The organism is Streptococcus sp. 263_SSPC, from assembly GCF_001071995.1.
In the GTDB taxonomy this organism is placed as follows: domain Bacteria; phylum Bacillota; class Bacilli; order Lactobacillales; family Aerococcaceae; genus Granulicatella.
The window spans coordinates 67,896-81,561 of sequence record NZ_JVNU01000059.1 but is presented as its reverse complement, the minus strand read 5'-3'; the positions used below and the strand labels follow the sequence as shown (position 1 = coordinate 81,561).

The window sequence follows — 13,666 nt, the reverse complement described above, 5'->3', positions numbered from 1 at the left end:
TGGAAGGAGTGTTCGGTGATGACTAGAAAAATAGGAATTACAGATACAATCTTACGGGATGCCCATCAATCTTTGATGGCAACCCGTATGCGAATTGAAGATATGCTCCCTGTTTTAGATCAATTAGACGAAGCAGGATTTGCCTCTTTGGAATGTTGGGGTGGAGCAACGTTTGATGCATGTATTCGTTTCTTAGACGAAGACCCATGGGACAGACTTCGCACCTTGAAAAAACATTTAAAGAAAACACCGCTTCAAATGTTGTTACGTGGACAAAATATTTTAGGATATCGTCACTATGCCGATGATGTTGTCGAAAAATTTGTCGAAAAATCAGCAGAAAACGGGATTGATATTTTCAGAATTTTCGATGCGTTAAATGACGTTCGTAACTTGGAAGCTTCACTAAATGCTGTGAAGAAGACAGGTAAAGAAGCACAAATGACAATTTGCTACACGATTAGTGATGCGCATACGATTGACTATTACAAAGAACTAGCAGCAAAAATGCAAGAAATGGGTGCCGATTCTATCTGTGTGAAAGACATGGCTGGAATTTTGACGCCAGCTCGTGGTATTGAGCTTGTTCGTGCATTAAAAGAAGTGATTACAGTTCCAATCGTCGTGCATACACACTGCACAAGCGGTATTGCGCAACTAACATACCAAGCAGTTATTGAAGCTGGTGCGGACCGCATCGACACAGCCCTTTCACCACTTAGTGAAGGGACAAGCCAACCACCTACGGAATCATTAGTCATCGCTCTTCGCGAACTAGGCTATGACATCTCCGTTGATTTGGCAAAATTAGAACCAGTTGCAGACCACTTCCGAGTAATTAAAGATAAATACATTAAAGATGGAACATTAAATCCAAAAATGTTAACACCAGACCCACGTGCGCTTTTATATCAAGTGCCTGGTGGAATGTTATCGAATATGTATTCTCAATTAACGCAAGCGGGTGCAACAGATAAATACGAAGAAGTATTAAAAGAAGTGCCTAAAGTAAGAGCAGACCTTGGATATCCACCACTCGTAACTCCAATGAGCCAAATGGTGGGAACACAAGCAACGATGAACGTTCTTACAGGCCAACGCTACAAAGTGGTTTCAAACGAAGTGAAATCTTACTTACTTGGTTCTTATGGACAATCACCAGTACCAATTCAAGAAAGCTTCAGAAGATCCATCATTGGTGACCAAGAAGTCATCAGCGATCGACCAGCAAACCACTTGCCACCAGAATTCGAAACACTCAAAGCAGAACTTGGAGATTTAGCAAGAAGTGACGAAGATGTTTTAACTTACGCACTCTTCCCTAAAGTCGGCAAAGAATTCTTGCTCAAGAAGAATGGGCAATGGCAAAAACCATCTGAAATCGTGAAGATTTTTGCGACTGTAAAGTGAGGAGAGAGTTATGCAACTAAGTTTATTAGAAATCCTATGGATCACAATCGTTTCAATGGGAATTGTATTTGTGATGTTGACGATTCTAATGTTCCTCATGCAAGGAAGCTCTAAAGTTATCCAAATCCTGGAAGCAAAGAGCCATCCAACAGCTGGAGTTGTAGGAAAACCAGTTGAGGTGAAACCTGAAGCTCCAACAAATGATGGAACACTATTTGAAACGAATAAACTTGCTCGAGTTGCCGCACTGGTCGCTTTAACACAAGCGAGTGCGGATGTTCCGGACAAGCACTTTGAAATTGTATCGATTGAAAAGAAGGTGGACTAAATGAAAAAATACGAAGTAGAAGTGAATGGCGAAACATTTATCGTCTCACTAAAAGAAATTTCAAATGAAGAAGCAGCACAAAAATTAGCAGCAGCTCCAACTCCAGCACCTAGCGCGCCAGTGGAAGAAAAGAAAGCTGCGCCAGCACCTGCTCCAACAGGGGACGGTGAAGTGGTGCCTGCTCCAATGGCAGGGATTGTATTATCGGTCAATAAAAATGTCGGTGATGCAGTGAAAAAAGGAGATGTACTTGTGATTTTAGAAGCCATGAAGATGGAAAATGAAATCCTTGCTCCGGCTGATGGTGTTGTGAAAGCAATTCATGTATCAAGTAATGAATCTGTCGAATCGAACCAACCACTCTTAACGATTTAGGAGGCGATGGTTTATGGAAGTCATTCAACAGTTGATTGAAACGAGTGGGCTCTATAACTTAACAATCCAAAATATCATTATGTTAATTATTGCCTGCGTGTTTCTATATCTAGGGATTAAACGAGGGTATGAGCCATATTTAATGGTTCCGATTGCGTTCGGGATGCTCCTTGTAAACTTACCATTAGCAGGGTTGATGGATGCTCCTACTGAAAATGGACCTGGTGGACTCTTGTATTACTTATATCAAGGAACAAACCTTGGTATTTATCCACCGATGATTTTCCTTTGCTTAGGGGCTTCAACAGACTTTGGACCGTTACTTGCAAATCCAAAGACCATCTTGCTTGGTGGGGCAGCTCAATTCGGTATTTTCGTCGCATTCTTCCTTTCAGTAATGTGGGGAATGACACCGCAAGAAGCTGCTTCAGTAGGGATTATCGGGGGTGCGGATGGACCAACCGCCTTGTTCTTAACGACAAGACTTGCACCGCACTTATTACCAGCAATCGCCCTAGCAGCGTACTCATACATGGCGCTTGTGCCAATTATTCAACCGCCAATTATTCGTGCGCTCACAACGAAGAAAGAACGTCTCGTGAAGATGACAGAAAACCGTAAAGTGAGTGAAACGGAAAAAATTCTTTTCCCAATCATCGTTACAATTTTTGTCAGCTTATTAGTACCAAGTGCAACACCGTTAGTAGGATGCTTAATGCTCGGTAACTTAATTAAAGAAATTAAGGTAGTTCCAAACATTACAAAAGTTCTACAAAATGCGATGATGTACGGAGTAACCATTATTTTAGGGTTAACAGTAGGGGCGAAAGCAACAGGGGAATTATTCTTATCTGTATCTACTCTTAAAATTACTTTATTAGGATTAATCGCGTTTGCTGGAGGAACAGCAGCTGGGGTTCTAATGGGTAAATTGATGTACAAATTATCAGGCGGTAAAATCAACCCAATGATCGGTGCTGCAGGGGTATCTGCTGTACCAATGGCCGCTCGTGTTGTACAAAAAGAAGGACAAAGAGAAGACCCAAGTAACTACTTATTAATGCACGCAATGGGACCAAACGTAGCCGGAGTTATCGGTAGTGCGATTGCTGCAGGGGTATTACTCGCATTCTTCTCATAATAGAAGCACTCCTTTCAAACAAAAATCAGAAGAAGAGAAATCTTCTTCTGATTTTTTTGCGTAGTTAGGGGTGAGGTGAGTGGGATGGAAGGAGCGGTTGGACGTATTCAAGCGGTCTATCAATCGATGCTAAAAGAGCATGAAGTTTCTACTAGAGCTGTGCTAGATGTTGGGATTACCGTGAAGAACGGGAAGAAAGAGTGCCAGTTTTGTGGGAATATGGATCCGTTGGAATTTGCAAAGGGACCTTGCCTAAATTGTGAAGGCGGTGAATGTTGGTATTGCTTGAAGTGTATAGGGATGGGAAAGGTGAAGGCTTGTAGCGTGGTGATTGCGACTCCTGAAGAAGAGCAGCCTTTTCCGAAAAGAACAGAAGCATTAGCGCATTATAAACATACTTTGAGTTCCAAACAGGCACAACTCTCTTTGGAGTGCCTGGATGTCGTAAAGCACACAGGATTCCGTGAGCACCTACTCTGGGCCGTGACAGGTTCTGGAAAAACGGAGATGATTTTTGCGAGCATCGAATGGATGTTACAACAAGGAAAACGAGTCGCCATTGCAGCACCAAGAATTGATGTTTGTGTGGAATTGGCACCGCGTTTGAAGGAAGCTTTCCCGACAGTTGAGCAAAACGTCCTTCACTCGCAATCCGAAGAAGGCTACAAGCGAGTGCCACTGACGATTGCGACGACGCACCAGATGCTAAGATTCTACCGCGCATTTGATTTGGTCGTGATTGATGAGACGGACTCATTTCCTTATCGGGATAATGAGTTACTGATTCGGGCGGTTCATCGTGCGGTGAAAGAGGACGGTTGCCTGATGTATTTAACGGCGACCCCGTCCCAGACGCTGGAAAAACGACTGAAGCGAAAAGAGTTGTCGGTATCCTTATTGCCAGAGCGATATCATAAGAAACCACTAGTGGTACCGATGATGAGTTTTATCGGGGATTTGGACAAAAGATTGAAAAAGAAGAAAGTGCCAAAACCTGTGCAGCGTTTTATAGAGGAACATGTTAGAGTAGGGAAACGATTTTTGCTATTCGTTCCACGAATTACACTTCTAGGTCCGATAGAAGCAGCACTAAGACGACAGTTCCCAAATGCGAAATTCGAGACGGTTAGTTCTAAAGAACTGTATCGGCAAGAAAGAATCGCGAAGATGAGAGTAGGAAAGCTCGATTTTCTAGTGACAACAACGATTCTTGAACGAGGAGTGACTTTTCCAGGCGTCGATGTTTGTGTCGTCAATGCGCACGAAGAGGAGTTCTCAAGAGAAGTACTTGTGCAGATTGCAGGACGCGTTGGCCGGACCGCAGAATGCCCAACAGGAGAAGTTGTATATTTTCATAATGGGAAAACAAAGGCGATGGTCCAGGCAATCACGGAAATCGAAGACTTAAATCGACAAGCGCTTCTTGGGAGGGAAGGTAAATGAAATGTTTATGGTGCGGGGAAGAAGTTGAAAGAGCGGAGCCGATACTATCGTTTTTACTAGGCGCAAACAGAAAGTGTATCTGCGTTAATTGTGAGCATCCGTTTATGGAATTAAAACAGCATCCAACTTGCCTAGAGTGCGGGAGGTTGATGACGAAAGTGGAAGTTTGCCCAGATTGTCAAAAATGGCATCAAGTAAAAGAAGCGGTATTCCTAAAGAATATAGCCTTATATGCTTATGACGAGGCGGGGCGGAAGTTTATGGAGTTATTCAAATTTGTGGGAGATACAAGAGTGATGACGTTGGTGATAAAGGAATTAAGACAAGAGTTGCTTAAGTATCAGAAGAGGGGCTTTGTTCTTTGTCCATTGCCGTCATCCAGTGCGAGTCTAAGAAAAAGAGAATTCGAGACGATTCCAACTTTACTGAAACAGTGTCGTGTTCCTACCGTTTCGCTTTTAGAACATATCGGCAGTGGGAAGAAGCAATCTGAGAAGACAAGACAGGAGCGTTTACAACTAAAACAACCTTTTAAGATAAGAGAGGGACTCGTGATTCCAAGGAAGGTTTTGCTAGTGGATGATGTTTATACGACAGGCGCAACTTTACATCTTGCCGCAAAAGCATTAACGGAAATGGGTGTTGAAGAAGTGGAGTCTATGACGTTATTTAGATAAAAAGTGTATCATGCATGATACGTATCATTTATGATACAAAACAAATCGATAAAAAAGCCCAAGCAGAAATCTGCTTGGGCTATTTGAATTGATTTAGTTATTTTTAAAATCTTGTAGTGACATATTGGTCAAGCGCGAGAAGGGCATTTGCCACATCTTCGGCAGTATAGTCAACAACCATTTGGTGGATGGTTTCGCCTTCTTGTGTTGCAAGGGCTCCAATCTTGAGTAAGTCTTCATATGGCACAGAATCCAATTTTACTTCTTTCAGCGTTGTTGGTAATCCAAGTGCTTTGTAGAAAGTAATGTATTTATCGAGTTCTTCTTTTGGACGATTTTCTAATAACAGTTGTGTCAATGTACCGTAAGCTACTTTTTCCCCATGAGTAAGAGTATGGATGTCTCCGTGAATCGCTGTGAATCCGTTATGGATGGCGTGAGCTGCAGCTAAACCAGCCGATTCAAACCCGATTCCACTGAGGAGCGTGTTTGCTTCTACCACAGCTTCTAAAGCAGGAGTAACTACTTTGGCGTTTGCTGCGGCTACGGCTTGTAGACCATTTTCGAATAAAGTACTTTCGCAGACACGAGCGATGGCTTCTGCAGCAATCGTTGGCACTTGACCGACCATTGTGCTTCCTTGTGCTTCAATGACTGCACGAGCCTCAACCCAAGTAGCTAGCGCATCGGCAATTCCTGAGATTAATAAACGAACAGGAGCATTGGCAATGACTTTTGTATCCACTAATACTAATTCTGGGTTTTTCTTATAGAAACGATAGCGTTCAAACACGCCTTCTGCTGAATAAATAACAGAGAGGGCAGAAGTTGGAGCATCAGTTGAAGCAATTGTTGGTAAAATCGCTACCGGACAATTAGAATCATCCGCAATCGCTTTGGCTGTATCGATTGATTTACCACCACCTAAGCCGATGACCACGTTTAGTTGATGTTCCTTCACGACTTCAGCAACGCGGCGAACTTCGTCATTGGTTGCTTCACCATGGAAGATTTCACGATGAACAAACGCACCGGCTTTCACGAGGTTTTCTTCAAGGTCTTTACCGACTAAATCATAAACGATAGGGTCGCAAAGAAGGAGAAGACGAACCCCAAGGGCCAACACGTGAGAAAGACCAGTTTTAAGAACATCTTTCCCCTGAACATAACGAGACGGACTAGCAAATACTTTTTCCATAATCATAACTCCTTTATAATTTGTTTACTATTTCACTATATCGTTGAAAACGATTTCTGTCAATGGAGATTCTGTGTTGTTTTAACTAGGAATCTAAGACTTTCTAGAAAAGGGACAATTATTACTGGGGATGAGGAGATTTTTGGGATAGGGGATTCTTGTTGGGAATGATTCTAATCTTCAATGGTGTATGATTTTTCATCTTATGAAAACAAAATATCTCCAAAGAAAAGTCCTCAAAAATACCGTTTTTCCTTAACAATTCTTAATGAAAGAATTCTTGAAAACGGTTGTAAAACCCCTGTGCATGCTTTATAATAAAACTATAGAAATCAAACGAAGCAATTCCTAAGAGTGGTCCTTAGGGTATTTCTTCAAATCTGGTTTTCCAGATGAAAGGGGAGAGTATTATGTTTAAATATAATATCCGTGGAGAAAATATTGAGGTCACAGAAGCGATTCGTCAATACGCTGAAAAGAAAATTAGCAAATTAGAAAAATACTTTACTGACGTTGCTAATGCGACTGTATATGTCAACTTGAAAGTCTACGCTGAAAAGACTGCAAAAGTTGAGGTTACGATCCCACTTCCTTATTTAGTTCTACGTGCCGAGGAAACTTCAATTGATTTATATGGAAGTATTGACTTGGTAGTCGATAAACTTGAAAGACAAGTTCGTAAACATAAAACAAAAATCAATCGTAAATCTCGCGAAAAAGGATTCGATGTTGTGTTACCACCACTTCCAGAAGCGCCTGAAGAGGAGGAAACAGGATTAGAAATCGTTCGTACAAAACGAATTGATTTGAAGCCAATGGATAGCGAAGAAGCTGTTCTTCAAATGAACATGTTAGGACATAACTTCTTTATCTACCAAGATGCTGAAACGAACGAAACAAACATTGTTTATCGTCGTAAAGATGGAAAATATGGTTTGATTGAAACAAATTAATAAAATTTTAGGTGGCTTGAAAAAGCCACCTTTTTTGTTGTGAACAGAAATGGTGCTGATTTTCGCGACAAAAAACGGAGTTAAAGCATAAATAACTTTCCGTTTGGATAGGAAATTGGGTTTCTTTGACGTAAAATTGTAAAAAAAACGGGTGACTTTGAAAAAAGTCGCCTTTTTTTGCTTTCCTAATTAGCTAAACAATGGTAAAATAAATAAGATGCAATAGGTGTGGCCACCTATTTGTAGTATTTTTATGAGATTTAAAATGTTCACCGATTTAAAAATAGTGGTGAAAAGAAAAAAGGAGTTAATTAAATGGCAAATTTTTTGAGACAGTTAGTTGAAAATGATAAGCGTGAATTACGTCGTTTAGGAAAACTAGCGGATAAAGTAATTGCGTTAGAATCTCAAATGGCTGCATTAGAAGATGCTGATTTTCCAGTAAAAACAGAAGAATATAAAGCAAGATATGCTCAAGGAGAGTCTCTGGATGCACTTCTTCCTGAAGCATTCGCGTTAGTACGTGAAGGGGCTAAACGTGTATTAGGCTTATTCCCATATAAAGTTCAAATCATGGGTGGGATTACACTTCATGATGGTAACATTGCGGAAATGCGTACTGGTGAAGGTAAAACTTTAACAGCGACAATGCCTGTATACTTAAACGCATTATCAGGTGACGGTGTTCACGTAGTTACCGTTAACGAATACTTAGCAACTCGTGACGCGCGCGAAATGGGTGAGTTATACAACTTCTTAGGACTAACTGTAGGGTTAAACTTAACAGGAATGTCTTCAGAAGAAAAACGTGCAGCATATGCAGCAGACATCACATATAGCACAAACAGTGAATTAGGATTTGACTACTTACGTGATAACATGGTGGTTTACAAATCACAAATGGTACAACGTCCATTGAACTACGCAGTTGTCGATGAAACAGACTCAATCTTAATCGACGAAGCGCGTACTCCGTTGATTATTTCAGGACAAGCTGAAAAATCAACAGTGTTATACCAACGTGCAGATATGTTTGTTAAAGGATTAAAAGAGGAAGAAGATTACACAATCGACTTAACTTCTAAAACAATCTCATTAACAGATGAAGGGATAAACAAAGCTGAACAAACATTCCGCTTACCAAACCTTTATGACGTGGATAACTCAGCGCTTGTTCACCATATCGACCAAGCGTTACGTGCGAACTACATTATGTTACGCGACATCGACTATGTGGTGGATGAAGGTAAAGTTAAAATCGTTGATGGATTTACTGGACGTATCATGGAAGGTCGTCGTTACTCAGATGGTCTTCACCAAGCGATTGAAGCTAAAGAAGGCGTTGAAGTTGAAAACGAGTCTAAGACAATGGCGACAATCACTTACCAAAACTACTTCCGTATGTATCGTAAATTGTCAGGGATGACAGGTACTGCGAAGACTGAAGAAGAAGAATTCAGAGAAATCTACAACATGAACGTTATTGCGATTCCAACAAACCGTCCTGTACAACGTATCGATGGTCACGATTTAATCTACCCATCATTACGTAGTAAATTCCGTGCGGTGGTTCAAGATATCAAACAACGTCATGAAGCAGGTCAACCAATCCTTGTCGGTACGGTTGCCGTTGAAACAAGTGAATTGCTATCTAACTTACTACGCGCAGAAGGGATTCCGCACGAAGTATTAAATGCGAAAAACCACTTTAAAGAAGCAGAAATTATCATGTCAGCAGGTCAACGTGGTGCTGTAACAATCGCGACAAACATGGCTGGACGTGGTACTGACATCAAGCTTGGTAAAGGCGTGAAAGAACTTGGTGGACTTTGCGTTATTGGTACAGAACGTCACGAAAGCCGTCGTATCGATAACCAATTACGTGGACGTAGTGGACGTCAAGGGGATCCAGGTGCAACGCAATTCTACCTATCATTAGAAGATGATTTGATGAAACGTTTCGGTGGAGAAAAAATGCAAGCAATCTGGGAACGTCTAAATATAACAGATGAGGGCGACGATAACTTCATCCAAAGCAAGATGTTAACAAGACAAGTAGAATCTTCACAAAAACGTGTTGAAGGGAACAACTACGATACTCGTAAAAGCGTCCTAGAGTACGATGAGGTTATGCGTGAACAACGTGAAATCATCTACTCACAACGTCTACAAATTATTAACGAAGAAAAATCACTTGAAAAAGTAACGAAAGGTATGATCCGTCGTACAATTCACCGCGTTGTGGAAAGTCATACATTGACAGATCAAAAAGATTGGAACTTAGAAGGAATTGTGGACTTTGCTCACAACTCAATCTGTGCTCCAGATGAACTTTCAATTAGCGATTTAGAAGGCAAAACAGCTGCTGAAATCGAAGGAATCTTAAACGAAAAAGCAATGGAAATCTACAAGGAAAAACAAGAGCAATTGAATGGCGACAATCAAATGCTTGAGTTCGAAAAAGTAGTTATCCTACGCGTGGTTGACCGTAAGTGGACAGATCACATCGATGATATGGACCAATTACGTCAAAGCGTTGGTTTACGTGGATACGCTCAAATCGATCCATTAACTGAGTACCAAACAGAAGGTTACGAACGATTCCAACAAATGATTGCTGCAATCGACTATGATGTAACACGTATCTTGATGAAATCTCAAATTCGTCAAAACTTACAACGTGAACAAGTACAAGGAGTTCGTAGTGTAGTGGCTACAGGTCATGACAGAATTTCTGAAGAAGATTGAGAAAAAGCTTAATAACAAAGGGAGACGGCGAAGCATTTCGCCGTTTTCTTTTAGAAAGAGGTCAGTATGGAAATTAGTGAAATTAGAAATGCGCTTGAAGCCATGAACGAACAAATCATCAGTTATAGGAGGTCTCTTTGACTTAGATCGCTTAGAAGAAGATATCGCAGCCTATGAGCAAGAGATGTCTGAACCATCATTTTGGGATGATAGCGAAAAAGCGAATCAAGTCATTCAAAAGAATAATGAATTAAAGGCTATCTATGATACTTTCCATAAAATGGAATTATCATTGGAAGAAACTAGTTTGTTATTTGAAATGTATAAAGAAGAGCCGGATGACGAAGTGCATGGAGAAATCGTTGAAGCGATTGGGGCTCTAGAGAAGGACTTGCAACAGTACGAATTAAGTATGTTACTAAACGGTCCTCATGATAAGAACAGTGCGATTTTAGAAATCCATCCAGGTGCTGGGGGTACGGAATCGCAAGACTGGGGAAGCATGCTACTGCGTATGTATATGCGTTGGGCTGAAAAACATGGCTACCGAGTTGAAACAGTGGACTATCAAGACGGGGACGAAGCAGGGATTAAATCTGTAACCTTGTCGATTGAAGGGTTAAATGCATACGGGTATTTACGTTCTGAAAAAGGCGTGCATCGTCTCGTTCGTATTTCTCCGTTTGACGCGGCTGGGAAACGTCATACGTCATTCTGTTCAGTGGATGTTGTTCCGCAAATGGACGGAGATATTGATATTGAAATTAACCCAGATGATTTGAAAATCGACGTGTACCGTGCAAGTGGTGCCGGTGGACAACATATTAATAAGACGTCTTCTGCGGTGCGTATTACTCATATTCCAACGGGAATTGTGACGCAGAGTCAGGCGCAACGTTCTCAATTTAAAAACAGAGACCAAGCGATGGCGATGTTGAAGGCAAAATTATTCCAATTAGAAGAAGAGAAGAAGGCGGCAGAATTGGCGGCAATCCGTGGTGAGCAAAAAGATATCGCCTGGGGTTCTCAAATTCGTAACTATGTGTTCCATCCATATTCAATGGTAAAAGATTTACGTTCTGGATATGAGACTGGAAACATTGGAGCAGTTATGGACGGAGATTTGGATCCGTTTATGGATGCGTACTTAAAATGGACGCTTGAGGGAGCGAAAACAACTGAAGAATAATAGTAGGAAACACCTAGTGAGAGCTAGGTGTTTTACTATTGCAAGGCAAATTGTTTTAAGTTCATTTTAATTATCTGTATTATTATGGGATGAAACTTCCGTTATAACGCAGGAGAAAAGCTTATTAATATAGGCACAGTGGTTTATTGACTTTCTTTTCATCACTCGTGATTCAAGAAAGTCTAATAAACTGTGTGGGGGAGAGACGACGAAGCGGAATAACCTCACACTGTGAGGTTATTCCTGGCTTCTGTCTCTCTCCCTCGTATCCTGAGTAGTTGAACTCGGAAAAGCAGAAACGGCGTCCACTTCCCGGAGTCGTCCGCAGAACGTTTCACGTTCTTTACGTCGCTCCGGTCCAGTGGTCCGTTTCTAACCGCTTTTCCTCGTATCCTGAAGTTGAACTCGGGCTCACAGGGCCAACGTCCATTTCAACAAACATCCGCACGACTTGTTCCAAGTCCCTTGCGGTGTTTGTTTCCAATGATTCGTCCCTGAGCGTTCGCCCTCGTATCCTGATTTTAATATTTCTGTAATCTTATGTGAAGGGGTTGTAATATTCGGGTGCTATAATAGGGAGGATTAAAATATCGAAGGATTAGAAAGCTGGTGAGTTTATGATTGAAATGATGAATGTAACTAAGAAATATAATAAAGGAATCACTGCTATTAATAATTTATCTATCCAAATTAATGATGGAGAGTTCGTTTATGTAGTAGGGCCTTCTGGTGCAGGTAAATCAACTTTCATTAAAATGATGTATCGCGAAGAAAAAGCGACAAAAGGTAGAATTCGTATAGGTAAATATGATTTGATGAAAATTAAAGATCGTCAAATTCCGTTCCTACGCCGTTATGTAGGAGTTGTCTTCCAAGACTTTAAACTTTTACAAAATAAAACAGTATACGAAAACGTAGCATATGCTATGGAGGTAATTGAAAAATCTCCTCGTGAAATCAAACGCCGTGTACAAGAGGTTTTAGAGTTAGTAAATCTAAAACACTGTGTCGATAATTTCCCAAATGAATTATCTGGTGGGGAACAACAACGTGTAGCGATTGCCCGTGCAATCGTAAATACACCGGGTATCCTTATTGCCGATGAGCCAACAGGGAACCTTGACCCAGATACTTCTATGGAAATCATGGATATCCTTGAGCGTATCAATGAACAAGGAACAACAATCGTAATGGCAACACACAATAGCCAAATCGTTAACGAGAAAAAGCATCGTGTAATTGCGATTGAGAATGGTCAAATTGTACGTGACCAAGAACAGGGGGAATACGGATATGAAGATTAGAACGATGGGTCGTCATATACGTGACGCCTTCAAGAGTCTTTTCAGAAATGGATTGATGACATTTGGTGCTATTTCTGCAGTTTCAATGATCTTATTAATCGTTGGGGTGTTCGTATCACTACTATTCAACGTTAATAAAATCGGTTCAGATATTGAAAATGACGTAAACGTACGTGTGTTTATTGATTTGGCAGCTGACCAAACAAAAACAGATGAATTAGAAGCAAAAATTAAAGCCTTAGATGGCGTTGAGTCTGTTACTTTCCGTTCTAACGACGAAGAGTTAGAAGACGTAATAAAGAACTTTGGGGAAGAGTTATCATTATTTAAAAATGATGAAAACCCACTTCGTAATGCGTTCGACGTAAAAGCAGTGGAACCACAAAAAACAAGTGCCATTGCAAAAGAAATCGAAGGTATGGATTACGTAGCACGTGTTCGTTACGGGGAAGCTCGTGCGGATAACTTATTCCGAATTGTTGCTACAGCGCGTAATATCGGTGCGGTTGTGATTTTAGGACTATTAGCATTAGCAATGTTCTTAATTTCAAATTCAATTCGTGCAACGATTTACGCACGTAGAACAGAAATTCAAATCATGCGCCTTGTAGGGGCGACAAAAGCTTACATTCGTTGGCCATTCTTCTTAGAAGGCGGTATGATTGGATTAATCGGTTCAATTATTCCAATTGGATTAGTATGGCCAGTATACCTATGGGTGTATAAAGGTGGTTCAGATTTCTTCTCTGGGTCAAGCTTTAGCCTACTCGATCCAAATCCATTCTTGATTTATGTATCAGCAGGAATGGTTGCCATCGGTGTTCTTATCGGTGCGTTTGGTTCAGTTCTTTCAATGAGAAAGTTCTTGAAAAAATAGATAATAAATATGGAAAAGGTGCT

12 protein-coding genes are annotated in these 13,666 nt (G+C 40.9%); 11 read left to right on the top strand and 1 reads right to left on the bottom strand.

Features of this window, described 5'->3' with window-relative positions; all coding sequences use genetic code 11:
• Window positions 1-18 precede the first annotated feature (18 nt).
• The 6 genes from ADH02_RS08855 (at window position 19) to ADH02_RS08830 (ending at window position 5,374) form a co-directional block, all read left to right on the top strand.
• The gene (locus ADH02_RS08855) at window positions 19-1,410 is read left to right on the top strand and encodes an oxaloacetate decarboxylase subunit alpha (RefSeq protein WP_048784274.1); all 1,392 of its coding nucleotides are present in this window, start codon (window positions 19-21) and stop codon (window positions 1,408-1,410) included.
• 10 nt (window positions 1,411-1,420) lie between these two features.
• Window positions 1,421-1,738, top strand: coding sequence for an OadG family protein (locus ADH02_RS08850; RefSeq protein ID WP_048712918.1), 318 nt, complete (start codon window positions 1,421-1,423; stop codon window positions 1,736-1,738).
• Entirely contained in the window at window positions 1,739-2,113 is a 375-nt protein-coding gene (locus tag ADH02_RS08845) for a biotin/lipoyl-containing protein (RefSeq protein ID WP_048784272.1), read from the top strand.
• A gap of 13 nt (window positions 2,114-2,126) precedes the next feature.
• Window positions 2,127-3,254 (top strand): sodium ion-translocating decarboxylase subunit beta, encoded by a 1,128-nt coding sequence (locus tag ADH02_RS08840; RefSeq protein ID WP_048784270.1) that lies wholly within the window; start codon window positions 2,127-2,129, stop codon window positions 3,252-3,254.
• A gap of 84 nt (window positions 3,255-3,338) precedes the next feature.
• Window positions 3,339-4,697: a DEAD/DEAH box helicase family protein gene (locus ADH02_RS08835; protein WP_048784268.1), complete on the top strand. Its 1,359-nt coding sequence runs from the start codon at window positions 3,339-3,341 to the stop codon at window positions 4,695-4,697.
• 149 nt (window positions 4,698-4,846) lie between these two features.
• Window positions 4,847-5,374, top strand: a complete 528-nt coding sequence (locus tag ADH02_RS08830; protein WP_204372761.1) for a ComF family protein — start codon at window positions 4,847-4,849, stop codon at window positions 5,372-5,374.
• 103 nt (window positions 5,375-5,477) lie between these two features.
• Here the strand turns inward: ADH02_RS08830 and ADH02_RS08825 are convergent, their stop codons facing one another.
• Window positions 5,478-6,572 (bottom strand): glycerol dehydrogenase, encoded by a 1,095-nt coding sequence (locus tag ADH02_RS08825; RefSeq protein ID WP_048784265.1) that lies wholly within the window; start codon window positions 6,570-6,572, stop codon window positions 5,478-5,480.
• 410 nt (window positions 6,573-6,982) lie between these two features.
• Here ADH02_RS08825 and hpf point away from each other — a divergent pair, with 410 nt between their 5' ends.
• The 5 genes from hpf (at window position 6,983) to ftsX (ending at window position 13,643) form a co-directional block, all read left to right on the top strand.
• Window positions 6,983-7,525, top strand: a complete 543-nt coding sequence (hpf, locus tag ADH02_RS08820; protein ID WP_048784263.1) for a ribosome hibernation-promoting factor, HPF/YfiA family — start codon at window positions 6,983-6,985, stop codon at window positions 7,523-7,525.
• A gap of 315 nt (window positions 7,526-7,840) precedes the next feature.
• A complete protein-coding gene (secA, locus tag ADH02_RS08815) occupies window positions 7,841-10,273 on the top strand; it encodes a preprotein translocase subunit SecA (RefSeq protein WP_048784261.1) in 2,433 nt (810 codons plus the stop codon).
• 66 nt (window positions 10,274-10,339) lie between these two features.
• Window positions 10,340-11,462, top strand: a protein-coding gene (gene prfB, locus ADH02_RS08810) for a peptide chain release factor 2 (protein WP_192831715.1) whose coding sequence is annotated in 2 segments (ribosomal slippage) — window positions 10,340-10,411 and window positions 10,413-11,462 — 1,122 coding nt in all. Because the reading frame shifts where the segments join, the coding sequence is not laid out codon by codon here.
• A gap of 617 nt (window positions 11,463-12,079) precedes the next feature.
• Entirely contained in the window at window positions 12,080-12,766 is a 687-nt protein-coding gene (gene ftsE, locus ADH02_RS08805; protein ID WP_048784257.1) for a cell division ATP-binding protein FtsE, read from the top strand.
• The gene (gene ftsX, locus ADH02_RS08800) at window positions 12,756-13,643 is read left to right on the top strand and encodes a permease-like cell division protein FtsX (RefSeq protein WP_048784255.1); all 888 of its coding nucleotides are present in this window, start codon (window positions 12,756-12,758) and stop codon (window positions 13,641-13,643) included. The genes ftsE and ftsX overlap by 11 nt, the downstream gene beginning before the upstream one ends.
• Window positions 13,644-13,666: the final 23 nt, after the last annotated feature.